Origin of the sequence: Peristeroidobacter agariperforans, from assembly GCF_004138335.1 — a bacterium.
In the GTDB taxonomy this organism is placed as follows: Bacteria; Pseudomonadota; Gammaproteobacteria; order Steroidobacterales; family Steroidobacteraceae; genus Steroidobacter; species Steroidobacter agariperforans.
On the sequence record NZ_RYFW01000001.1, the window covers coordinates 3,138,006 to 3,161,155 of the forward strand.

The window sequence follows — 23,150 nt, forward strand, 5'->3', positions numbered from 1 at the left end:
CGAAGCCAGCGCAGAGCATCTCGCCGAGGCACGTTGCAGGAACTAAGCGCGACTCGCTTTGTTTCTTCTCCAGTTGCCGATGGAGTGCGACGATGCGATCAACTCAGACGATTCTCGTTCCCGTCGATGGCTCGGACGCGTCGACGCGCGCGCTGGAATATGCCGTGGATCGAGTGGCCATGGCGGACAAGGGCTCGCTCGTGGTCTTCAATGTGCAACTCGGGATGCCGGCGAGTCGCTACGTGTCTCGCGAGATGATTGCAGAGCATCAGCATCGGCTTGCCGGTGCGGCCCTCGAGGCAGCGCGCGCGCTGCTCAAGCGACGCAAGCTCGAAGCCGATGTCGGCGTGCTGATCGGCGATCCGGCCGCGACGATCGTCAAACTCGCGAAGCGTCGTGGGCGCAGCGAGATCGTGATGGGCAGCAGGGGCCGCGGGCGAGTGACCGGCATGCTGTTGGGCTCTGTGGCGTCGAAAGTCATCCAGCTCGCGCCGTGCCCGGTCACGATCGTCAAATAGGAATGGGCTCGGATCGGGCGCGATTCAGCCTTCGCCCCACATCCGCAAAAGATTTCCAATCGACTTATCGAGCAGCAGCTGCGCCTCTCTCGAAGTCAAGTCGCGGCGGGCGCGCTCGAGGTCATATAGGAGCTCGCGTTGGTCCGCGCGGCGGATCAGGCTTTGTACCCAACCGACGCACGCCAGTCGCACGCCGCCGGTCACTGGGGTCACCTCGTGCAGCACGCCCGTTGGATAGACTACTGCCGAACCGCTTGCAGGCCTGAAAGTGTTCTCGCCGGCCGCGCCGCTGAATCTCAGCGCGCCGCCTTCGTATTCATCCGGACTCGACAGGAACAGAGTGAAGCTCACGTCAGTGCGAAGCAGCCAGCCGTGTTCGTCGACCATGGACGCGTCATCGGTATGTAAACCATAGCGATGCCCGGTGACATAGCGAGAGAACATCAGGTTGGACCATCGAATCGGCCGGACCAGCGCAGGGAAGGTGGGGTGACGTTCGAGCGCCATCTTCACCAGGCGAGCAAGCGCGGCAGCCTCGGGATCGCCCCGGTCAGCCTGCTCATTCTGCTTGACCTCGCGGGCGGCGGGGCCAGCGCTGACTCGGCCATCCCGAAACGGCACGTGCTTCAAGCTCTCGCGGACGCGCGCGACTTCGTCAGTGCTCAATATGTCATCAAGGACTAGCATCGGGTCTCACTCTGCGGCGGGCGTGCGGTGTGCGGGAATGCAGGACTTGATTTTCAATTCTTTCCTCTCATAAGGTGAGGGCGCGGACCGGGCCCCTCTGACGACGGGAGTTGACCGTCGTGATGTCGGACGCACACTTTTCAGGCGGAGGCCCACGTTTGACGCGTTTGCGCCTCCCTATTTCGACGAGGAAAGCGCAATGCCATTGCTTCTATGTCCGAACGACAACAGTTCCATGACCACGGTGACCCGCGCCGGCGTGCAGTTTGACATGTGCCCGGTCTGCCGTGGCGTCTGGCTGGACCGCGGCGAGCTCGAAAAACTCATGGCCTCGACGGCCGAAGACGCGGCTGGGGCCGATCAACATTCTGGGTCTGGCCAGCGACAACCGATGCAGCCGCCGCCTCCTCATTATTCGGACCGCGGCTACGGCGAACGCGGCGAGTATGGAGAACGCGGAGAGCGGGGCGAGCGCGGCGAGTATGGCTACGGCGGCTATAGAAAGAAGCGCTCCATCTTCGATATTTTCGATTGATGGACGCGTAGCCGCCGTTCGATCAGTCAAGGGGGCCTTGGTCCAACACAACGGCCCCCACCTTCGATTCGGCCACGAGCGTTGCTTCAGCACGAAGCAACTGCCGAAGCGAAGACCGCTCCATGACCCCTCCTGTTCGCGCCGTCGTCGCAGCCACTGATTTTTCCTTCTCGGCCCATCGAGCGGCGAGGCGTGCTGGAGCGCTCGCCAAGGACATTGGCGCCAAGTTGGATCTCTTACACGTCGTCGATAGCTCGACGGCGCAGTTGTTGCTACGCCGGTCGCCAGCATTCGACGTGGAGCAGCCGCTGCGCCTCGAGGCCAAACGCGGTCTCGATTCGCTTGCCGAGGACATAGTCGCCGCGGGCGGCGTGGTCCATGATCGGGTGCTGCGCGAAGGTCGCGTGATGGACGAGATTCTCGCGGTCAGCGCGAGCAGTGACTTGTTGGTCTTGGGGCCGCGCGGCGTGAATCCGCTACGTGATTTCATTCTTGGCTCTACGGCAGAGCGCATCGCACGGATGGTCGAGTGCCCCATGCTGGTCGTAAAGCAGGATCCGCAGATCCCTTACGACAACGTGCTCGTGCCCGTCGACTTCTCGCGATACTCCGCGCCGTCGCTGCAGTTCGCGTCCAAGCTGGCGCCACGTGCGACGCTACACGTGTTCCATGCGCTCGACTCTTCTCTCAAGCCAAGGTTACGCAGCGCGGGCGTTACCGAGGACGGCGTCGCAGCTTACACTGACGAGTTGCAACGCGAGGCGACTGTCAGCATGGCCGAGCTCACAGCGACTCCGCTCGGTCAGCCGGTGATCAGCACCGTGCAGATGGGAGACGCACGAGTAAACATCTACGAGCGTGCGGCTGCGAGTCAGTGCACGCTGATCGTGATGGGAAAACAAGGCCGATCCTGGCTGTCAGAGCAGGTTCTGGGCAGCGTAACGCGCCGGGTGCTGGAGCGCGCCGTTTGTGACGTTGCGGTAGTACCGCAGAGCTGACATGAGCACGGTCGACGTATGTCCTTTTCAACTGAGGGCGTGCTCTCGACGACGGGCGCGCAAGCATCTCGCCTTCACGAGGCAATCGAGCCGACGCTGCGCGCGCATCCCGGTGTGAGCGGGATCTATGCGCTGGAAAATGGCCGGGACGCATTCGCTGCGCGGGCGCTTCTCGCGGCCGCCGCAGAACGCTCGATCGACGTCGAGTGTTACATCTGGCGCGCCGACGTGACCGGCTATCTCATGTTCGAGGCGCTCTGGAGTGCGGCGGAACGCGGCGTGCGCGTTCGCCTGCTATTGGACGACAACAACACGGCTGGCCTCGACGAGACGCTCGTCGCGCTCGATGCTCACGAGAACATCGAGGTGCGCCTGTTCAATCCGCTGCGTTATCGGCGCCTGCGCTGGATCAACTATCTGCTCGACTTTCGCCGTGTGAACCGTCGCATGCACAACAAGTCGTTCACCGTCGATCATGAAGTCAGTGTGCTCGGCGGGCGCAACGTCGGCGATGAATATTTCGACGCCGGCAGCGCGATGAATTTTGCCGACCTCGACGTGCTGGCCGTCGGCCCGATCGCGACCGAGGTGTCGAGCAACTTCGATCTGTACTTCAACAGCGAGTCGGCGCACCCGGCCCGAAGACTGCTGGGCAAGGCGTCGATCCAGGCGATGCATAACCTGAAGGCCGCCTTCGCAGCAGTGCACGCGAAACCAGGCTCGAGGCAGTACCTTGAAGCGCTGGACGAAAAGGGATTCGTGACACAGCTGGAGGAGGGGCAGCTGGCGATGGAGTGGGTCGGCGCGCGCCTCGTTTCGGACGATCCGGCGAAAGTGTTGCACGCAGAGCCGCCAAAGGAGTTGCTCATGTTGCCGCGGCTGTTGCAGCTGACAGGCCAGGCCCGTGTGCAGTTCGATCTGGTGTCGCCTTATTTCGTGCCTGCGATCACGGGTACGAAGGACCTCGTCCAGCTCGCGAAGCAGGGCGTCAGGGTGCGCGTGCTCACCAATTCGCTCGCTTCAACGGACGTCGCCGCCGTGCACGCCGGCTATGCCAAGCGTCGCAAAGCGTTGCTACGGGCCGGCCTGGAGATCTACGAGGTCAAGCGCGTCGAGCCAACCTCAACATCCCTGACTCGGGGCAGCTCCGCGGCGAGCCTGCACGCCAAGACCTTCGAGATCGACGGCCGTTACGTATACGTCGGCTCGTTCAACTTCGATCCGCGTTCCGCGTATCTCAACACAGAGATGGGTTTGCTACTCGACAGCCCGCAGCTCGCGCGCCGGCTCAACCATTTCTTTGCAACGCAGGTGCCGGCGCACTCGTATCGAGTACGGCTGGATGAGCACGATGACCTTGAATGGGTCGAAACGACTCCGGCGGGAGAGAAGACGTATCGGATCGAGCCGCACACGAATGCTTTCCAGCGGATGATGCTCGCCTTGGTTGCCACCTTGCCGATCGATTGGCTGCTGTGATCGGCGGCGCCGTCATGCCGCCAGGTCGAGCACGATGCGGCCATCGACGGTGCCCGCCTTCAGGTCCGCCAGGACGCGATTGATGTCGCCGAGCGAGCGTCGATGGATATGAGAGTGCACCTTGCCGTCACCTGCGAATGCGAGCGACTCGGCCAGGTCGTGACGCGTGCCGACGATCGAGCCGCGAATCGTGATGCGCTTGAGCACGACGTCGAAGATTGGCGTATCGAAGTGGCCGGGGGCAGGCCGACCAGGCTGATCGTCCCCTTGCGTCGAACGAGATCGAGAGCCTGATTGAAAGCGCCTCGTGAAACTGCCGTGACCAGTACGCCGTGCGCGCCGCCGCCCGTTTGTTTGATGACCTGAGCGGCTGCATCCGGCGCCCTTGCATCGACGGTAACGTCCGCGCCCAATGTTTTGGCGAGCGCGAGCTTGTCGTCCGCTACATCCAATGCCACGACATACGGTGCCTTCGTGACCGGGTATGAAAGGCGGCGAGGGCTTGACCGGCCAGTCGCCCTCGGCTGCGTGCAAGTCCGTGTGACACACGCCACTGGCCTTGACCTTGACGAGTACCTCGCCGGGTCCAGGCGTCGGGATCGCGACTTCGTCGATGCTGAGTGGTTGTCCCAACGCGTGCACGACCGCTGCTTGCATCGTCTTCGCCATTGCTGTTTTCCTCATGCACCGACCTGGCCGGGCTCGCTATCGGTGCGTTGAGTCACGGTCCCGATGGCGCGGCTCAGATTGACTGCGGAGTTGACCAGTCCGATATGTGAGAACGCCTGGGGAAAGTTACCGAGTTGCCGGCGAGCAGCGGGGTCATATTCCTCCGCGAGCAGGCCGAGATCGCTGCGCAGGCTCAACAAACGCTCGAACAGGCGCTGAGCGTCGTCGCGCCGGCCCAGCATGATCAGGCAATCGACCAGCCAGAAGCTGCAGAGAATGAATGTTCCTTCATGGCCGGCCAGGCCGTCCTCGGATTTCTCCAGGTCATAGCGCAGCACCAACCCATCGACCGTCAGTTTGCGTTCGATCGCCTCGATGGTAGCGACCACTCGCGGATCGGCGGCCGGCAGGAAACCGAGCAGCGGGATGAGCAGCAGGCTCGCATCCAGTGCAGTCGATCCATAGCTTTGAACGAACGTGCCCACGCTGGCATTGAAGCCGTGCTCACAAACATGTGCGTGGATCTCCGCGCGCAAAGCACGCCAGCGATCGAGTGGGCCTGGCAGGTTGAACTGCTCGAAATCCTTGATCGCGCGATCGACCGCCACCCACGCCATGACTTTCGAATGAGTGAACTGCTGCCGCCCGCTGCGCACTTCCCAGATGCCTTCATCGGGCTCCATCCAGATCTCCTCGAGGTGCTCGATCCACTCCCTTTCGAGCGCGGCACTTTGTTCGGGGTCGCGCATACCCATCTTCCTCGCTTGATGTAGTGCATCGGCCACTTCGCCGTAGACATCGAGCTGGAGCTGGCTGACCGCGGCGTTGCCGACGCGCACCGGTCTGGAGCCCTCGTAGCCAGACAACCACGCGACTTCCCACTCGGGCAAGCGGCGTTCGCCGGCGATGCCGTACATGATCTGGTCCTGCGCGGCCTCGCCGGCAACGGCTCGCATCAACCAGTCGCGCCACGCTACGGCCTCGGCCCGATAGCCCGCGTTCATGAAGGCGAGCAGAGTGAAGGTCGCATCCCGCAACCAGCAGTAACGGTAATCCCAGTTGCGCTCGCCACCGATTTCCTCCGGCAGGGAGGTCGTCGGCGCCGCGACGATGCCGCCGGTCGATGCGTAAGTCAGCGCCTTGAGAACGATGAGCGAGCGCTCGACCGCATCTGCTGCCGGCCCGCGGTATTCGCACTGACTCACCCAGTCGAGCCAGAACCGTTCCGTTTGCGCCAGCGCGGCGCTGGCGCTGATGGGCCAGGGCGCCGGCAGGTGCGAAGGGCCGTGCATGATCACGAATGGCACGGTCTCGCCGGCGCGAATCGTGAAGTCAGTCGTCACAGTACCGTCGGACTGAGTGCAAGGATGGCCGCCGTTGATGACGATGAGATCCGGTCCGACGATAGCCTGCAGCAGGGATTCGCCGATCGAGGTGAGCCAAGGCACGGACAGGCCGTAGTCGAAACGAAGCTTCAGGTCCATTTGCATATGAACCTGACCGCTGTCGCCGCGCACGATGCGAACCAGTTCCGAGTGACCGCTGCGCGGCGGCATGAAATCGATGACGGTTACCGCACCGTCCGCTGTTTCGAAGCGTGTTTCCAGGATGAGCGTGTGAGCTCGATACTTTCGACTCGTGCTCTTGATCGCTGCAGCAGGCGCGAGCAACCATCGTCCGTTCGCCGGCGTCCCCAGCAGCGCGGCAAAGCAGGCGGCCGAGTCGAAACGAGGCCAGCAGAGCCAGTCGATGGAGCCGTCGCGGCCCACCAGCGCGACGCTCTCACAATCGCCGATCATGCCGTAATCTTCGATGGCAGCGCCCATGTGCTTCACGCTCGCTCAGGGTCGATCGAGCTGCACGACGCTCTTGATGCCGCCTGTGTGCAGCAACGTTGCGGCTGCCTCAGTGAGTGGCACGCGTTCGGTGATGAGCTTGCGGACGCTCTGCGGGAACAAAGTCATGAAGCGTTCGAGCTGATCGATCGCATACATATAATCCTGGCGCGCGGCGTTGACGGTGCCGAACATCACCTGGTTCTTCAGGACCAGGTCGCGCAGCAGACGACCGACATCCATCTCTACGGTTGCGCCTTCCGCGGGAATGCCGGTGAGGATGGCGACACCGTTTGCTTGCAGAACGCGCGGCGCAGCCATCATGACCGACGCCACCCCGACGGCTTCCAGAATCAGCTTGAACTCGCCGGTGCGATCGGCCAATGACTCGAGCGGCTGCTCATCGGCGGAGACGAAAGAGGCGCCGAACGAACGCACCAGGTCCGCGCGCTCGCCGTTTTCCGGTCCCCTTGAATAGACAACTGTTTCCAATCCATCGGCGGTCGAAGCCATCGCGCCGAGCAGACCGATCGGTCCCGCGCCGAGAATGAGCCCACGCCGAGGTCCGCCCTCATAGGGCAGCCTGTCGAAGATCGCGTGCGATTGGGCGAATCCCTTGGCGATGACGGTGAGCGGTTCGATCAACACGGCGACTTCGGCGAGAGCCTTCGGCACCCGCACCAGAAAGCGCACGTCGTCGACGGCGTATTCGGTGAGGAAGCCATGCGCCTCTTTGATGCCGCGCTCGGTGTAGTCGCCGGTGTGGCAGAAGTCCGAGCGATCCGCGCGGCAAGGCAGGCACTCGGCGTGCGGGCAGGGACGACGAACCAGAGCCACGACGAGATCGCCCGGTTTAAAGCTGCGCACCGCCGAGCCGACTTCCACCACCTCGGCCAGAGATTCGTGTCCGAGCACGAGATAACGATCGCCGGCGGGCGGCTCGCCGTATTCGAATGAGCTGATCTCTCGGTCAGTGCCGCAAAGACCGACCTCGCGCACTTTCAACAAAACCTCGGTTGCCGCCCGCGGGCTCGGTCTGGGAACGTCGATCAGTTCGAGCTTGCGCTCTTCAGGAAGGACTGCGAGAGCTTGCATCCTCTGGTCTCCGCACCGGCAGCGAGTGAATGCTCGGTGGCAGGCTACGCAGGATCGTCGTTGACCGCACCATCACCGATTACCTAGGCCCAGGGGGCAACTAGGCAGTGCGTGGCGCTCAGAGCAACATCCAGACATGCGTAGTCTGCGCGGTCTTGCCTTCGAACTCCCCGTCTATCAATGACAGCGAAGGGCGGACGCCCGACGGCCGCGATAGCTCGCGGGATTGCCGAGCGCGCGCGGGCGTTCGGCGTCGAGATCTGGGCGCACGATCCGTTCATCGAAGCCGCTTCGATTCGCGAGCAAGGGGCGCAGCCCGTCTCATTCGATTCGTTGCTCGAGGGCAGCGATTATCTGATCGTCTAGGCGCCGCTCACGGCCGAGACTCATCATCTTTTGAATGAGCAGAGCCTGCGTCGCATGAAGAAGAGCGCCGTGCTCATCGACACTGCCCGGGGTCCGATCGTCGAAGACGCGGCCCTGCACACGGCGCTATCGGAAGGTTGGACCGCAGGCGCTGCGTTGGACGATATCGAGGAAGAGCCGGCCAAGCAGCAGGAATTCCGTTCGAGCAACCCGCTCTTTCAGTTGCCCAACGTGATCATTGCCCCGCACGCGGCCTATTACTCCGAAGAGTCGATCGAGTACGTCCGGCGGACTGCTGCGGAGGAGGCCGCGCGCGTCCTGGGTGGCCATGCACCTCGCTACGCGGTCAATGCCGTCGTGATGGACGCACCCATGCCACACTGATGCGCCCATCGATGTAGCTAGGCTTCTTTGCTTGCTGCTGTCTCTTTGCTACGTACCAGAAGCACTGGAGCAGGAGCGCGTCGCACGATGTATTCCGCGTCGCTGCCCATCAACATTCGGCGCATGCCGCGACGCCCGTGAGTGCCGCAAACGATGAGGTCGGCATCGACTTCTTCGGCTTGCTTCACGATATATTCGCCGACCGAGCCGCCGGGCGTCTCGATCAACTCCACCTCGGCCTCGACACCGGCATTCTTCGCCTTGTTCTCGCTCTCTTGCAGCAGCGTGATGCCGGTCTCGCGCCTGCTTTGTGCAATCTGGTGAACGGTGATCGGCATGGTCTCGAGCGTCACCGTGACGTAGGGCTCTACGACGTGCACGAGCCGCAACCGCGCCAGCAAATGACGTGCAAGATCGATGGCCTCATCGAGACCCTGAGTGGACGCCTCGCTGCCATCGACCGGAACGAGAATTCGTGAGTACATGATGCAGTCTCCCGTTGCCGGCGTCGGCGCATTCATGACGTATGACACACCGAACGGTGAGCGCAGCTCAGCGAGGGATCAAGGGGGCTTTGGTCCAACTAAACATTTTCGCTCGGCGCGCCTTGTAGGACAGAGCTGCAGAACGTCAGCTCTCGCCCATATCAAATCCCGCCGCAGAGTGAAAGCTCGAACTTCATCCGAAGGGGAGCAGTCGCTCGACCCGTCGCGCCAACGTAGACTGTCCGGCTCCTCATCTCAGTGTCGGCCTCCGGATCATGCGTCTGCTCGTCGTGGAAGATTCCGCTCCGCTTAGCGCGGCGTTGCTCAAGAGCCTGAAGGGCGAAGGCTACATCTGCGATCACGCCGGCGACGGCAGGGCGGCGCTGCGCTTCGTCGAGGGCTACGAATACGACCTGGTGGTGCTGGATCTGATGCTGCCGGAACTGGACGGATTCGCGGTCCTGCGCGCGATCCGGCAGCGGAGCTATCCGACCTGGGTGCTGGTGTTGTCTGCTCGGGATCGAGTGGCCGACCGGGTCGCGGCGCTGGATTCGGGAGCGAACGACTATCTGGTCAAACCGTTCGCGCTGGACGAGTTGCTGGCCAGACTGCGCGCGTTGAGTCGTCGGCCGACCGATGATCCGCGGCCGGTGCTCATGCACGGCGAGCTGCACCTCGAAATTCTTTCGCGTGTCGCTCGCTGGCACGGCGAAGATTTGCAACTAACTCCCAAAGAGTTCGCGCTATTGGAATTATTGTTGCGCTCACGCGGGCGGGTCATGTCGCGTACGCAGATTTTTGAGAAGCTGTATGCCAGCGAGAGCAACTCTTCCGACAAAGCCGTGGAAGTCATCATGAGCACACTGCGCGCCAAGCTGGCCAGGGCGGGCGCGGGCGATCCTGTGCAAACCCGCCGTGGATTTGGGTATGTCGTCGGCTGAAGCGAATCTCTGGTCCATCCGGCGCCGCCTCACGGTGCGTGTGACGCTGGCGCTCGGGGCAGTGCTGGCGCTGCTGTTCGTATCGATGGACCACTGGATCGACGCCGGCGCCCATGATCATCTGGATTCGGTACTGTCGAATCAGGCTCGCAGTCTGGCCTACGCGCTCAATCACAGCGATCCGGAAACACTCGGCCGGCTACTGCCTTATTACGACATCCCCGGGCACACCGAATTTTTCACAGTCTACGGTGCAGATGCCCGGATGGTGCTTGGTTCGAGCAACAGTCACGGCGTCGCCGTGGCTGCGCCCGGGCACGATCTCCCGCTTCCCGCTTACTACGATGTGCTCACGCCGGATGGTCACAAGGGCCGTGCGTTGGCAGTGGCGTTGGAGAATCACGAGAGCGGTCGCCTGCTGGTCGTAGCCACCGAACGAGAAGCCTGGAACAACGCCGAAGGCGGAATTCACTCCGTGCTATTCGGCGGGATCGCGGTCACGATCGTCGTGGTCCTGGTGCTAGTGCAATGGATGGTGCGGAGTGCTCTTGCGCCGCTGCTGGAGCAAGGCGCGCGCATCGCGACGATGGACGCCGAAAAGCCGCCCGGGCGCGTTGGCGAGCATTTGCCCGCGGAGCTCGCGCCATTCGCAGCTGCGTTCAACGTCGGCATCGACCGGCTCTACGGTGCGATTCAACGCGAACGCCGCTTTTCGCGTGACATTGCTCATGAGCTACGCACGCCCCTGGCTGAAACGCGCCTGACTGCAGAGGTGGCGTTGCACGATGGCGATAGCGCGGCCCTGCGCAACGGTCTGGTCACCGCCATCGCGGCGACCGAACGCATGCAGCGAAGCGTGGACACACTGCTGGCGCTCGCGAGATTCGAATCCGGTCAGGAAGCGCCGGCGCTGGATCCGCTGGATCTGACCCGACTTGCCGCGATTCAGATCGAAACGATGCGTCGTTCGGCCGCCGCCAACCGGATCGCGCTGACTCTGCGCGCTCCGGCGGAGGTCTGGGTGCACAGTGATGTCGGCATCCTCGAGCGCATTCTCACCAACCTGCTGCAGAATGCTGTCGACTATGCGCCCGTCGGCGGCGACGTGAACTGCTCGATCACCCAGACCCGGCACGACAAACACCCTGCATATTTCATTTGTATCGACAATCAGGCGCCGCAGCTGGCGCAAGAAGACCTGGTGCACCTGGGCACGCGCTTCTGGCGCAAGCCGCACGAGGGCGGAACGGCACAGCACGCCGGCCTGGGCCTCGCACTAGCCTTCGCGCTCGCCCGGTCGCTCGAGTTGCAACTGAAGTTCGAGCTGCGCGCTGCGCGTTTGTACGTCACGCTCGGTCCGTTCCCCGCACTGTGAATCCGTTCATCCACGCCGCGTCCAAAGCTTGAGCAAAGCTTCGTCGGGCATGCTGCCGGCATTCGCCTGGATTCATGGATTGCTCGCCGATGCTCCGTCTATCGTCTCGGCCCGCGCGGTCGATCATTGTCATTGCGATCGTTGCTCTGGGCGGCTGGTTTCTGTTCGATCGCGAGCACGCGCCACAGGCCACGACGGCATCCGAAGCTGCCGTCGATGAAAATGGCGGTGTGACGCTGGATTCGGTGCAGACGGGCGCGCTCGGCTTGCAAACCGAAGCGGCGGTGGCCGCGACCACCATGCCTATCAGCGGCTTGCCGGCCGAAGTCGCACCTCCCTTGGATTCCAGCGCGCGGATTGCGGCGCCCTATGCCGGCGTCGTGACACGCATTCTGCGCGATGAAGGCGATGTCGTAGCAAAAGGCGATGCGCTGGTGCGCATTCAAAGTCGCGAGTTGCTGAGCGCACAGGCCGAATTGGTTCGGGCGCGCAGTGACGCGATTGCAGTCCTGCAGCAGGCGGAACGTAACGAACTGCTGCTGAAAGAAGGGATCATCGCCGCCTCGCGCAATGAAGAGAGCCGCGCCCGCGCGGCAGCGGCGGAAGCTGCTCTCCAGCAGGCCGAAGGAGCATTGTCAGGCCTACGCACCGTAGCCGGCGGCGTGCCTGGTGAATACGAGTTGCTGGCGCCGATCGCAGGCCAGGTGCTACGTCGCAGGGTCGTTCCCGGACAGGCGGTGGCCGCGCTCGAAGAAACATATGCGGTGGCGGCGCCGGGCAGCCTGGATCTCATGTTCAGCGTACCCGTCAGCTCGCGGTCGCGTGTCGCACCAGGAATGCAGGTGCGCCTGCCGGATGGAAGCTCTGGCAGCGTCGTCGCTGTCGGCGCCGATACAGATCGCGCCAGCCAGCGGTTGCGTGTGCGAGCCCGCGCCGAGGACGATCGCGGGCTGGTGGCTGGTCAACATATCGAGTTGACCTTATTGGCCCCGGCGCCGACCGATTCGATTGGCGTGCCCACGGCGGCGTTGATCACCGAGGGCGACGGGCACGTGCTCTACGTGCTCGCAGGAAAAACCTACCGCGCGGTGCGTGTCGAGCGCTTGGGTGGAGACCGGCAACAAGCCATCGTTCGTGGTGACGTTCGAGCCGGCGATCAAGTCGTGGTCCAAGGTGCGAGCGCGCTGAAGCCACTGCTTGCGGCGGAGTGAGCGCATCATGCTCGCACGTTTGATCGAGTTCTCGCTGCGTCAGCGCGTGCTGGTGTTGCTCGCGGCCGTGGGCATCGCCGCTGCCGGCATCATGGCTTTCCTGCGGCTGCCCATCGATGCGTACCCGGATATTTCTCCGACACAGGTCAAATTGATCCTGAAGGCGCCGGGCATGACGCCGGAGGAGATCGAGACGCGAGTCGTGGCGCCGTTGGAGATGGAGCTACTGGGAGTGCCGCGAGGCGTGATGTTGCGCTCGATGGCCAAATACGCCATCGCCGACCTCACGCTCGATTTCGAAGAAGGCACCGATATCTATTGGGCGCGCCAGCAGGTCGCGGAGCGGTTCGCCAACGCTGCCGACAGCTTGCCGAGCGATGTGAGCGGCGGTCTTGCGCCGATCTCCACACCGCTCTCCGATGTGTTCATGTTCACCGTGGAGGGCGAGGGGTTGTCGCTGACCGAGCGGCGCACCCTGCTCGATTGGACGCTGCGGCCGGCGCTGCGCACCTTGCCCGGAGTGGCCGACGTGAATGTGCTCGGCGGTCACGTGGGCAGCTTCGTCGTCGTGCCCGATCGCGCACGCCTGAACGACAATAACGTGCTGTTCAGCGACCTGGTCGAAGCGGTCACTCGCAACAATCGCAACGACGGCGCGGGCCGCATCGGCGCGGGCGAAGAAACATTGATCGTGCGGGCCGAGGGTGCGATCCGCTCACTGGAGGATCTGAAGGCCATCGTCATTCGCTCCGGAGTCGCGCCGGTACGGATCGGCGACGTGGCCGAAGTTCGCGTCGACTCGCTTACTCGTTACGGCGCGGTCACTCAAGACGGAACAGGGGAGGCGGTGCAAGGCATCGTGGTCGCCCTGCGCGGCGCCGATGCATCTCAGCTCGTGAAGGGCATTCGCGCCAGGCTCGATGAGCTCGCGCCCACGTTGCCGCCCGGCGTGAAGATTTCGACGTTCTACGATCGCAGCTCATTGATCCAGCGTGCGGTGGGGACGGTGCAAAGCGCGTTGCTCGAAGCCACTGTGCTAGTCGTGGTGCTGCTGTTGTTGTTCCTCGGTGAGTTGCGTGCGGCGATGGTGGTCGCGTTGATGCTGCCGTTCGCGGCGCTGAGCACATTCCTGTTGATGCACGTCACCGGGCAAAGCGCCAATCTCATGAGCCTCGGTGGACTCGCCATCGCGGTAGGCATGCTGGTCGACGCCGCGGTCGTCGTCGTCGAGAATACGGTGAGCCGCCTCGATCCCAATGCCCCCGGCTCTCATCTGCCGCGACTGCACCGAGTGTTCGCGGCGGCCCGTGAGGTCGCAACGCCGGTCGCATCCGGCATTCTCATCATCTGCCTCACGTTCCTGCCGCTGCTGACGCTGGAAGGATTGGAAGGAAAGCTGTTCGCGCCGGTCGCGCTCACGATCGTCTTCGCGCTCGGCGCATCGCTGCTGTTGTCGCTGACGCTGGTGCCCGTGTTGTCGTCGATGTTGCTCAAGGAGCACGCACATCGAGATCCGTTCGTCATGCGCCATTTGTCGCGGCTGTATGCGCCGTTGCTGGATCGAGCGCTCGACAACCCCACGCGCGTGTTCGTGGGTGCGGGCATCACGTTGGTGCTCGGAATCGTGGCATACCTGGCGACCGGCAAGACTTTCATGCCGACGATGGACGAGGGCGACCTGCTGATTCAGACGCAGAAGGCGCCCACCATCAACTTGCAGCGATCGCTCGATATGGACGTGAGCATGGAGCAGGCCATCCTGCAGCAGGTGCCGGAGGTCCGGCGCCTGGTAGCGCGCACCGGCTCGGATGAGCTCGGCCTGGACCCCATGGGCCTCAACGAAACCGATCTTTTCATGGTGCTCGCGCCGAAGAGCGAATGGCGCGTGCCGGACAAGGAGTGGTTGGCGGAGCAGTTGCGCGCCGTGATGTCGCAATTCCCGGGCGTCGATTTCGGCTTTACCCAGCCCATCGAAATGCGCATCTCCGAGATGCTCACCGGCAGCCGCGGCGATCTCGCGATCAAGATTTTCGGTCCGGATCTGGATCAGTTGGGTCAGCTGGCGCAACGCATTTCCAACGCGCTCGCCAAAGTGGACGGCGCGCAGGACATTCTCACGCAGACGACGGATGGCGTTGCCTATCTGCGCGTGGTCATCAATCCACAAGCGGCCGGTCGCGCCGGCCTGGCCGTCGCGGACGTGCAAGATGAATTGCGTGCGCAGATCGAGGGTGTCCCGGCCGGCACCGTGATCCAGCCCGATCGACGCATTCCGATCCTGGTGCGCGGTGGCGACGGCGTGCGCGATTCGGTGCAACGCTTCAACGACCTGAGACTGGCTCGCGGCGATGACGGTGAAGTGCCGCTGGCTTCGCTTGCAAACATCGAAGCCGCGTCCGGTCCGGTGAGAGTGAACCGCGAGAACGGCTCGCGCTTCGCGGTCGTGCAAGCAAACGTCGGCGGGCGCGATCTGGTTGGCTTCGTCGAAGAGGCGCGGGCAGCGATCGCGCGTGACGTGCCCATGCCGGCGTCCTATCGGTTGGAATGGGGCGGTCAATTCGAAAACCAGCAGCGCGCGGCCGCGCGGCTCGGACTGGTCGTGCCAGTGGCGATCGGACTGATTTTCGTCGTGCTGTTCACAACGTTCGGCTCGGCGCGCCAGGCATTGCTGATCCTGGGCAATGTTCCTTTCGCGCTGGTCGGCGGCATCGTCGCGTTGTGGTTGTCAGGCGAGTATCTGTCGGTGCCGGCCGCGGTGGGCTTCATCGCCTTGCTTGGCATCGCCGTGCTCAACGGGCTCGTGCTGGTGTCTCATTTCAATCATCTGCACGACGTCGGCGAGAGCATCGACAAAGTCGTGCGTGAAGGCGCGCAGCGCCGCTTGCGGCCTGTGTTGATGACCGCAACCATCGCCGCGCTCGGCCTGGTGCCCCTGCTGCTCGCCTCCGGCCCCGGCTCGGAGATTCAACGACCGCTGGCGATCGTCGTTATCGGTGGGCTGGTGAGCTCTACCGCGCTCACGCTGTTGCTGTTGCCTGTCCTGTATCGGCGCTTCGGCCTGGCGCGCCCCTCTGCTGTGGAATCGGCTGCATGACCGCGTTCGTTCGACTGACTCTGGTGTTTCCTCCCGCCATCGAGGCGGCGCTGATAGAAACATTGATCACCGCGCCGCAAGCGCCGGCCTTTACTTTGGTGCACGCGCAGGGGCACGGCAACGATTTCCCACACGCCTCCACGGCCGAGCAGGTTCGTGGCAGCGTCGATCGTCGCATCGTCTGGATCGTGCTCGAGTCCGTAGCTTTGCAGCCATTGATCGAGTCGATTCGCGCGCGGGTGCGTTCGCACGACGTCGTGTGGTGGTCCGAGCCTGTGCTGGAACTCGGGAGGCTCGCGTAATGCCGCGGCTCAGGCTTTCGATGCTCTGCTTGTTGGGAGTGTCGCAGACGATCGCGGCGCAGAGTTACCTGCCGCCGTTCGAAGTGGCGATGGATGCGATAGCCCAGCAGGCCGAAGTGCTCGCCGCAGATGAGCGTGCCGCTGCGGTTGACGCAGAGGCTCGAGCGATCGCCATTGGCAGTCACGAGTTCGAAGCGAGTGTGATTCCGCAGCGTCGGCGCACCAACGCAGGCGAGTCGTTGGATGAGTTCGAAGCTCAGGTGGGTCGCGCCTTCCGCTTGCCTGGCAAAGCGCCGCTCGACCGGGAAATCGGCGCTCGCTCGCGTGCAATCGCTGCGCTCGAACGCGGCGAAACTGCACATGAAGCGGCGCTTCGACTGCTGGAGCTATGGATGCAATGGCTGCGCGCCACCTCGACTGATGACGAGGCGCGAGCGCAACTGCAATCGCTGCAAACGGAACACGCTTCGTTGATGCGCCGAGTCGAGATTGGTGACGCCGCACAGCTGGATCTGGATTTGATCACCGCAGAGCTTGCGCAGGCCCGAGCCGCGGCGGTGACGACTGCGACGCTGCTGGCCGCGGCGAGACATGCGCTCAACACTGATTTTCCTCAAATCACGTTGCCGGCCCGGGCGCCGTCGTTGCCCGAGCCCGAAGCACTGCCCGGCACCGGGGATGAGTGGCAGGCACGGATCGTCAACGACAGCTACGAGCTGACGACGGCCGAGCAGGAGGCGGCGCGTCAGGATGCCACGGCCAAGCGCGCCTGGGCGGATCGCATTCCCGACCCGACCCTCGGCGTTCGTTTCTTCAACGAACGAGATGGCCAGGAACGTGCCGTTGGTCTCGTGTTCACCATGCCTCTGACAGGACGCTACCGACGCGAGCTGGCCAACGCGGAGCGCGCAGAAGCGCGTGCCCGCCTGCGCGATGTCGACGTGATCCGGCGCGTGCTCGCAAAGGATGCGCATCTGAAAGTCGCGCTCGCAGCCGATGCTTTGGGTCAGTGGCGTGCGCTGCGCGAGGCGCATGAAGCAATGAGAGCCGCCGCGAACCGGACCCACCGCGCCTGGGAACTGGGTGAAACCGGACTGGCGGAACGCTTGTTGGCTGCCCGACGCGCTCGGGAGATGGCCTATCAAGAACTGGGCGCTCGCGTCGCCGCTCATGAAGCACAACTGCGCGTGCGCATCGACAGTCACGATCTGTGGCATCCGGAACATGGTCGGGATGAAGAATGATGTCTGACGAGCTGCTGCGTGTAGTGCGCGCCTGCGCGCTGGCGGCAATCTTTGCGGTCAGCGGCTGCTCGTCCAGCGCCGTGGCGGTGTCGGATCGACGGAACGTGGACACCAACCAGAGTTTCGAAGCCACGCTGCGTAAATGCAGACGGCTTCAGCCCGGTCGACTCAATCAGCGCATGAACCTGCCGCCGACCAGCCTGCGTGTCTCACGCTGCTTGCGCAAACTCGGCTGGCAACCCGACGGCAGCCGCTATGAGCCGGATCTGCGCAATCTACGAACCTGACGCCCAAGCCAGGCGCCTATCCTTCGGCCACGTTCGCCACGGTAGTCATCGTTCACGGAGGTGACGCGCGAAGCTTCGAGCTGGTCCGATTTGCAGATCGGACAACGTAGCGAATAGAACGGAATCGCGAACAGCCAGAGCCCACCTGTGATCAGGACCAGGATGACGGTGCCTGCGCCGATCTGCCTGCTCGCTTCGACGCTCCGGTTGCAAAGGACGCAATGTTCGATCGTCACTGGGAACCATCTTTGTGCAAGCTCGCATTCACACTCGAAGCCCACCCGGTGGCGCCGAGCTCCTTCGCTAGCCAGTGAAGGAGCTGCGTTTCGGCGTCCGCTGTGTCGATGCGAGCGAAGCTGCCTTTGTCCTGCCGGAACAGACCGCCCTTTTCCAGCGTGAGCTTATAGCTGCCGGCGTAGGTGACGCGGCCGGGTTCGACTTGCAGAGTGTTGGCTTTCAGGCTTTTCTCCAGCGCGAAGAACTTGTTGCCCGAGAAGAAGCCCATCACGGCGTAGACGCCCGGCGAGAGGTTGGGCGAGAAAAATTCGCCGTTGGTATAGGTCACCGTAGCCTTCTCTCCAGAGGAGCCCATATACATTTTTGTGGGCTTGATGCGCATGAGGACCACATGCGTGACCGCGAGATCGGATTCGGTGATATCGAACGCGCCGAACGCGAGACCAGTGCCTGGCTCGGCCTCGAGCGTCTGGTCCGCTGAAGAGGGAGGCACGGCAAGAGCCAGCAGGACGGTGGCCAGAAAGATCACGCAACTACGCACTGATTTCACGGGGCGCCTCTCCTTGTCGGCACGGCACGATGCTAGCCATGCACGCTCGCATGTAGCGGCGCGAAGTTACAAATGCGGTTGCCGGCGGCCTGTGATGCACATCACATTCCGTCGTTTTGAAATACGATTGCGCCTGGGGCGCGTCCTCTTCCGTCAGAACGTTCCCGAAACAGTGAAGCTCTGTCCTCCGGTCGTGTAAGTCACGGTGTAGGTGTCGCCGCTGGTCGGGTGCGTCGTCCCCGTGCCGCTCATTTGGGCAGCAAACGTTCGGTTCGTAGATGCACCCAGCGTTTGTCCTGCCGACAGCGTGTATTGATACGTGATGCTGCTAGCTGTGCTGGTGCTGCTCTGAGTGATGCCCGAGCCCACGGTGTTGTATTGCCCGGAGTAGCTGATGCCGGTGGTGCGTTGAGCGACGATGGTTACCGACAGCGCGGTGAGCGTTCCCGTGTTTGCGATGCGCAGTTGCTCCTCGACGTAGTAGCCGCCGCTACTCGTGACTGCCGGTGTCACAGTGACAGTGCCGTCCCCGCCGGGAGTGGTTACGGTGAGCGTCACGGTGGCGGTGCGCGTCGTCGTGCCGGAGGCGCCTGTGATGGTCACTGTAGCTGCACCTGTTGCAGCGCTGCTGGATGCCGTCAGCGTGAGCGTCGAGCTAGCGCCGGTCACTGACGCCGGATTGAAGCTCGCCGTGACCCCGCTCGGCAAACCGCTGGCTGTCAAGGCAACTGCACCGGTGAAACCCCCTGAACGTGTAATGGCGATCGATACGGTGCCACTCGAACCTCGCGCAACGGAGAGCGCGCCGGGAGACGCAGCGATGGAGAAGTCCTGTGTTACGGCAGTAGTGGTCGCGCTGACCGCTGCGCTCGCCGCCGATTGCTTGCCCGATGCGTCCTGAGCAAGGACGGTGTACGAGTACGTCGTGCCTGGGCTGAGTCCAGTGTCAGTGAACGTGGTCGAAGTGGCGCTGCCCGCCAGCGTTGTGCCACGGAAGACTTGATAACCAGTGACGCCTACATCGTCCGTCGACGCGTCCCACGCGAGAGCAACGGTTGAGCTCGTCGTGCCGGTCGTGCGCAGGTTTGCGGGCGTGGTGGGCGGTTGAGTATCGACGACTCCGCCGCCCGGTTCGTTTCCAAATACGCGCACGCCGTTGTCATAGACCGGAATGCGCTGTACGAGCACGGGCGTCGAGCCCGGCGTCGTCGACACTCCCGAGAACGACCAGTCGTTGCTCGGATCCCACGCACCGGAGCTCGCGATCCGGAACTGCACCTCCTTACGATAGTGCTGCTGTCCTCCTGGATAGATCTTCGTTCCGTTGCAGCTCACCGTTACGTAATAGATGCTGCCGGAGTGCTGCGTGGGGCCGGTCGGTGGCAAGCACTGGTTATAGTTCGCAGCGAGCGTGATCTGGCTGGGGCTGACGCCGGGCTCGAGCGTGAAGTAATAGCGGAACGAGAGCCGATCCGTGACACGAGCCGGCCATCCGGACTGGTTGTTGAGGAGCAGCTTGATCTCGGTGAAGTTGGAGCCCGACGCATTGATGGACGCCTCGGGGAAGATTTCGTTGCCGACGACGGCCTCGGGCGTTGGGAAATTTGCCAACGGCGTGCCGCCGAACTCGCCGACCAGGCGCGCCAGGGCGCTGGTGAAGCCGGCGTTGTAGTCCGTGGCCACCTCATTCATGGTGTAGTCCGACCGATCGTCGGTGTACTGATCGTTGGGCGACGTCGGGCCGCCGACCAGCGCGCCGTAGAGAATGTGACGGCTGATCGTCGGGTTGCCGATCTGATCCGTCCACGAGCCGTGCGCAGTTCGATGATGAGGGTTGCGAGGCGGATTCGTGCCGAAGCCCACGACGAAGCTGCGATTCAGCGGATTCTGGCCGAGTGCGTAGTTGATCTGGCGCACGCCAAAGTCGTGATAGCGAGCTTTCAAAACGGTGTCGGTGATCGCGTCTGCATAAACGAGGGCAGCGAACGCGGTGTTCGCCGCATAGCGTAGCGAGCCCCATTGGTCGAGCACTGCCTGCCCGCCCGGGCTGTAGTTCACGCGCGTGCCATCGGCTCCAAAGGCAGTGCCGCCCACTGTCCACCAATTGAGCCAGCGCTGTGAGTCCTCGTGGTAGCGCGTCGCGCCCGTGAGCTTCGCGAGTAGCACATAGCTGCCATAGGATTTGTCGTCCCACGCGTGCGTCCACTTGTACGACTTGACGCTTGTCTGCTGCTGGTTGGATAGGTTTGCGTAATAGCTTTCCGCTTTGGTGAGGAACGCTGCCTCGTTCGTTGCGCGGTAAAGCCAGATTGCGCCCCACACGAGCTCGTCGTTGAAGCCGCTCCAGGAGTTGTAGAACGACGCAGCGTCGGTGATGCAGTCGGAATACTTGCCTCGGTAGGTATCCGCGAACGAATAGAGCTGTCGCGCGTGCGTGAGCAGCGTGTTTGCATACGTGGGATCGCTAGGCCGGAATGCGATGGATGCTGCAGCGAGCGCCGCCGCTGTCTCACCTGCCAGATCCGAGCCCGGGCACGAGGTGGTGATGCGATAGGAGGGGCGCGCCATCTGCATGACTTCAGCTGGACCCCACCACGCGTGATCTGCGCCACCGGCGCCAATCTGGCCATAGAGCTCGTTCGGCGCGGTATGCGCCTTGATGAAATAGTCCGTCGCCCAACGCAATTGATCGAGCGCCTCATCCAGCTGACCGACCTGCACGTAGTTGGCGCGATACTCCACGATTCCCCAGGCGAGCATCGTGGCGCTGGCGGCCATCGGCAGGCCGAACTTCACATGGTCGCCGGCGTCGTACCAGCCACCGGTGAGGTCGCGTCCGACATCGGAGCCGTCCTGCAGCCCCGAGTCGCCGCGCCAGTTCAATCGATTGGACGCCGGCAGGTCGCCGGAGCGTTGGGCTTCATAGAAGAGCAGGGACTTTTGTAACGCTTCGGCGTAATTGAACGTTTGCGCCAGAAGTGGCGGCGAGAAGAGCACGAAGCACGCGACGATGAAACGCGCGGCGCGCAGTGATACATCCATGTTTCCACGCTCCATGTGTAAAGCGGATGCCAGCGCCCGAATGCGGCGCTCCGCCCGTGTGAGAACGCTCCTCGCCACACGTGGGCTCCAAAATTACGCAAAAAGACATCGCTGTCAATGCCGAATTTCGGGCAAACGGCGACGGCTCGCAGGTGGAGGCTAAAAACTTCATCGGTCAGCGCGGCTCATTTGAGCCCTGGCGATCCAGTCCTCTTGTAAACACGATGCCGCGATGGTGTGCGACGAACAGCACGGCGTCCTCGAGCGCCAGTGCTTCGTGCTCATCGTCACCGTCGACCTGCAGCACGTCGCCGGTGCGTAACTCTGTGTCGTTGAAGAGCACCGCTCCGCTCAGGACCACGATTTGTTCCCAACCCTGGTGCCGACCCCTCGGGAAGCGTGCACCCGCCGCGAGCTTCGCCAGGTAGCCGCCATCGCCGTCGTTGCCGGTCCAGATCGCACAACTCACGATGCCGTCAAGTCCGGTCTCCGACCAGGTACGCGTGGCATTTCGATTCAAAATCATGGTCGACTCCGGCGTTTGCTCAATGGGGCGTGGGCATGGTCACCACGGGATCTTCGATGGGATTAGAAGCCGCGGCGTAGTTCGACATAGCCGGCGCAGTTCTTCTGTAACGCGCCGAAGGCGGAGCGATTGCTGCCGCCGAAGATCTCGGCGCCGGCGGCGATCGACCAGTTGTCCCGAAACCGATATCTGACGACAGGCCTGAGCAGGTGGCCGCTGCGGGTGAGGGAGGCGACAGCGCTGATGCTGACTTCAAGCGTCTCGTGCAGCCACTGATTGCTGATTCTGAAGCTGAGCCCGAAATCGGAAGAATTGAACTGCTGCGTGGCTATTGCCAGCGCACGTGACACAGCCAGTTGTGACGGATCCGAGCTCGCAGTCAGGGCGGAGGCGGTGACGTTTCGATAGTACGTCTGCAGGTTTACATTCAAGTACTCGCCAAACGTGCGATCGCCGCCAGCAACCACGTACCATTGAGGTTGCCTCGCGAAAATCGCGCCGACTTTGGCGTCAACCGGCGAAGAGTACGCTGCTTCGGCGCGTACGCCGAATCGGCCGATCGTTTTGGCGAAGTCGAGTCCGGCGATGCGCACCCGTTCGTGCAGGAGATTGATGATCGGCAGCGGGCTGGCCGCGGGCAGTGCCTGCGAAGGAAGAACGTCGTAGCCGTTGAACCAGGAGAGGCTGCCCTCGAACTCGCCTCCCACATACTCCAATCGTGCAGCCCACTGGTGCGATTCGTTCTCGGGCTCCTGCGTCGTGAAGGGTGCGCCGGGCGGCAGCGGCAACTCGCTCGGTTCGAAGCCCGCAAGCCAGATGATGCTGGCCGACGTCGACTCCGAGTACCACGACATTCGCAACGCTGGGACTCCGAATCGCTGGTCCTCCGGTTCCCGCGTCAGCAACGTCAGCTGACGCGGCGCCAGGTTGTCTGTCGGGTTGATGGCATCCGCGCGTCCCCATGCAATGATCTGTATGCCGGCACGGATTTCCAGCGTGTCGGTGCTCAGTTGCCCGTAGGCTTCGCGTACACGGCCGTCCCAATGACTATCGTCGTGCGCGCCGCGCGCCTCCAATTCCGCCCAGCCTTCCGTGTAGAAGCGCAGCGTGACTGTTTCGGTCGGCACCGATTGATCGGCACGCAGCCACACTTGGAGCGGAGCCAGTAGGGATTCATCGTCCAGCGCACGCGACGACGACCATGTCGATGCGCGCACGCTGCTCTCGATCTCGCCGGCATTCACATCGCTTGCAAAGTAGACCGACAATGCCAACACCAGAGCCCGCATC

Annotated in this window: 19 protein-coding genes and 2 pseudogenes; 12 read left to right on the plus strand and 9 right to left on the minus strand. The window is 63.1% G+C overall.

Features of this window, described 5'->3' with window-relative positions:
- Positions 1-92: 92 nt before the first annotated feature.
- Complete coding sequence (locus EK373_RS13555; RefSeq protein ID WP_129643159.1) at positions 93-518, plus strand: universal stress protein; 426 nt, start codon at positions 93-95, stop codon at positions 516-518.
- Between the two features lie 24 nt (positions 519-542).
- Here the strand turns inward: EK373_RS13555 and EK373_RS13560 are convergent, their stop codons facing one another.
- Positions 543-1,205 (minus strand): Fe2+-dependent dioxygenase, encoded by a 663-nt coding sequence (locus EK373_RS13560; protein WP_129643160.1) that lies wholly within the window; start codon positions 1,203-1,205, stop codon positions 543-545.
- 199 nt (positions 1,206-1,404) lie between these two features.
- Between EK373_RS13560 and EK373_RS13565 the strand changes: the two genes are divergently transcribed.
- The 3 genes from EK373_RS13565 (at position 1,405) to EK373_RS13575 (ending at position 4,217) form a co-directional block, all read left to right on the plus strand.
- A complete protein-coding gene (locus tag EK373_RS13565) occupies positions 1,405-1,740 on the plus strand; it encodes a TFIIB-type zinc ribbon-containing protein (protein ID WP_129643161.1) in 336 nt (111 codons plus the stop codon).
- A gap of 122 nt (positions 1,741-1,862) precedes the next feature.
- Positions 1,863-2,738 (plus strand): universal stress protein, encoded by an 876-nt coding sequence (locus EK373_RS13570; protein WP_129643162.1) that lies wholly within the window; start codon positions 1,863-1,865, stop codon positions 2,736-2,738.
- Positions 2,739-2,756: 18 nt separating this feature from the next.
- Positions 2,757-4,217 carry a phospholipase D family protein gene (locus EK373_RS13575; protein WP_129643163.1) on the plus strand — a complete coding sequence of 487 codons (1,461 nt, stop codon included), beginning with the start codon at positions 2,757-2,759 and terminating at the stop codon, positions 4,215-4,217.
- A gap of 12 nt (positions 4,218-4,229) precedes the next feature.
- On the opposite strand, the pseudogene EK373_RS34265 reads toward EK373_RS13575, so the two are convergent.
- From EK373_RS34265 to EK373_RS13590, 3 genes and pseudogenes are all read right to left on the minus strand, one after another.
- A pseudogene (locus EK373_RS34265) lies at positions 4,230-4,886 on the minus strand (zinc-binding dehydrogenase).
- 11 nt (positions 4,887-4,897) lie between these two features.
- Positions 4,898-6,712, minus strand: coding sequence for a glycoside hydrolase family 15 protein (locus tag EK373_RS13585; protein ID WP_129643164.1), 1,815 nt, complete (start codon positions 6,710-6,712; stop codon positions 4,898-4,900).
- A 15-nt stretch (positions 6,713-6,727) separates the two neighbouring features.
- On the minus strand, positions 6,728-7,816 hold the full coding sequence (locus EK373_RS13590; protein WP_129643165.1) for a glucose 1-dehydrogenase: 1,089 nt from the start codon (positions 7,814-7,816) through the stop codon (positions 6,728-6,730).
- 180 nt (positions 7,817-7,996) lie between these two features.
- On the opposite strand from EK373_RS13590, the pseudogene EK373_RS33730 reads away from it, so the two are divergent.
- Positions 7,997-8,566 (plus strand): annotated as a pseudogene (locus tag EK373_RS33730) (NAD(P)-dependent oxidoreductase).
- A gap of 17 nt (positions 8,567-8,583) precedes the next feature.
- Here the strand turns inward: EK373_RS33730 and EK373_RS13600 are convergent.
- The gene (locus EK373_RS13600) at positions 8,584-9,051 is read right to left on the minus strand and encodes a universal stress protein (protein WP_129643166.1); all 468 of its coding nucleotides are present in this window, start codon (positions 9,049-9,051) and stop codon (positions 8,584-8,586) included.
- Between the two features lie 275 nt (positions 9,052-9,326).
- On the opposite strand from EK373_RS13600, the gene EK373_RS13605 reads away from it, so the two are divergent.
- From EK373_RS13605 to EK373_RS13635, 7 genes are all read left to right on the plus strand, one after another.
- Positions 9,327-9,992, plus strand: coding sequence for a response regulator transcription factor (locus EK373_RS13605; protein WP_129643167.1), 666 nt, complete (start codon positions 9,327-9,329; stop codon positions 9,990-9,992).
- Positions 9,979-11,367: a sensor histidine kinase gene (locus EK373_RS13610; RefSeq protein ID WP_129643168.1), complete on the plus strand. Its 1,389-nt coding sequence runs from the start codon at positions 9,979-9,981 to the stop codon at positions 11,365-11,367. Before EK373_RS13605 ends, EK373_RS13610 begins: the two co-directional genes overlap by 14 nt.
- A gap of 89 nt (positions 11,368-11,456) precedes the next feature.
- A complete protein-coding gene (locus EK373_RS13615) occupies positions 11,457-12,578 on the plus strand; it encodes an efflux RND transporter periplasmic adaptor subunit (RefSeq protein WP_129643169.1) in 1,122 nt (373 codons plus the stop codon).
- A gap of 7 nt (positions 12,579-12,585) precedes the next feature.
- Positions 12,586-15,672 carry a CusA/CzcA family heavy metal efflux RND transporter gene (locus EK373_RS13620; protein ID WP_129643170.1) on the plus strand — a complete coding sequence of 1,029 codons (3,087 nt, stop codon included), beginning with the start codon at positions 12,586-12,588 and terminating at the stop codon, positions 15,670-15,672.
- The gene (locus tag EK373_RS13625; RefSeq protein ID WP_129643171.1) at positions 15,669-15,974 is read left to right on the plus strand and encodes a DUF3240 family protein; all 306 of its coding nucleotides are present in this window, start codon (positions 15,669-15,671) and stop codon (positions 15,972-15,974) included. The genes EK373_RS13620 and EK373_RS13625 overlap by 4 nt, the downstream gene beginning before the upstream one ends.
- Before the next feature lie 20 nt (positions 15,975-15,994).
- The gene (locus EK373_RS13630) at positions 15,995-17,218 is read left to right on the plus strand and encodes a TolC family protein (protein ID WP_198683279.1); all 1,224 of its coding nucleotides are present in this window, start codon (positions 15,995-15,997) and stop codon (positions 17,216-17,218) included.
- Positions 17,215-17,505: a hypothetical protein gene (locus EK373_RS13635; RefSeq protein ID WP_129643173.1), complete on the plus strand. Its 291-nt coding sequence runs from the start codon at positions 17,215-17,217 to the stop codon at positions 17,503-17,505. Before EK373_RS13630 ends, EK373_RS13635 begins: the two co-directional genes overlap by 4 nt.
- A gap of 232 nt (positions 17,506-17,737) precedes the next feature.
- On the opposite strand, the gene EK373_RS13640 is transcribed toward EK373_RS13635, so the two are convergent.
- The 4 genes from EK373_RS13640 to EK373_RS13655 form a co-directional block, all read right to left on the minus strand.
- Complete coding sequence (locus EK373_RS13640) at positions 17,738-18,292, minus strand: hypothetical protein (RefSeq protein ID WP_129643174.1); 555 nt, start codon at positions 18,290-18,292, stop codon at positions 17,738-17,740.
- Positions 18,293-18,445: 153 nt separating this feature from the next.
- Positions 18,446-21,334, minus strand: coding sequence for a glycoside hydrolase family 9 protein (locus tag EK373_RS13645; protein WP_129643175.1), 2,889 nt, complete (start codon positions 21,332-21,334; stop codon positions 18,446-18,448).
- Positions 21,335-21,509: 175 nt separating this feature from the next.
- Entirely contained in the window at positions 21,510-21,860 is a 351-nt protein-coding gene (locus tag EK373_RS13650; protein ID WP_129643176.1) for a cupin domain-containing protein, read from the minus strand.
- Between the two features lie 62 nt (positions 21,861-21,922).
- Positions 21,923-23,149, minus strand: a complete 1,227-nt coding sequence (locus EK373_RS13655; RefSeq protein WP_322095823.1) for a DUF1302 family protein — start codon at positions 23,147-23,149, stop codon at positions 21,923-21,925.
- Position 23,150: the final 1 nt, after the last annotated feature.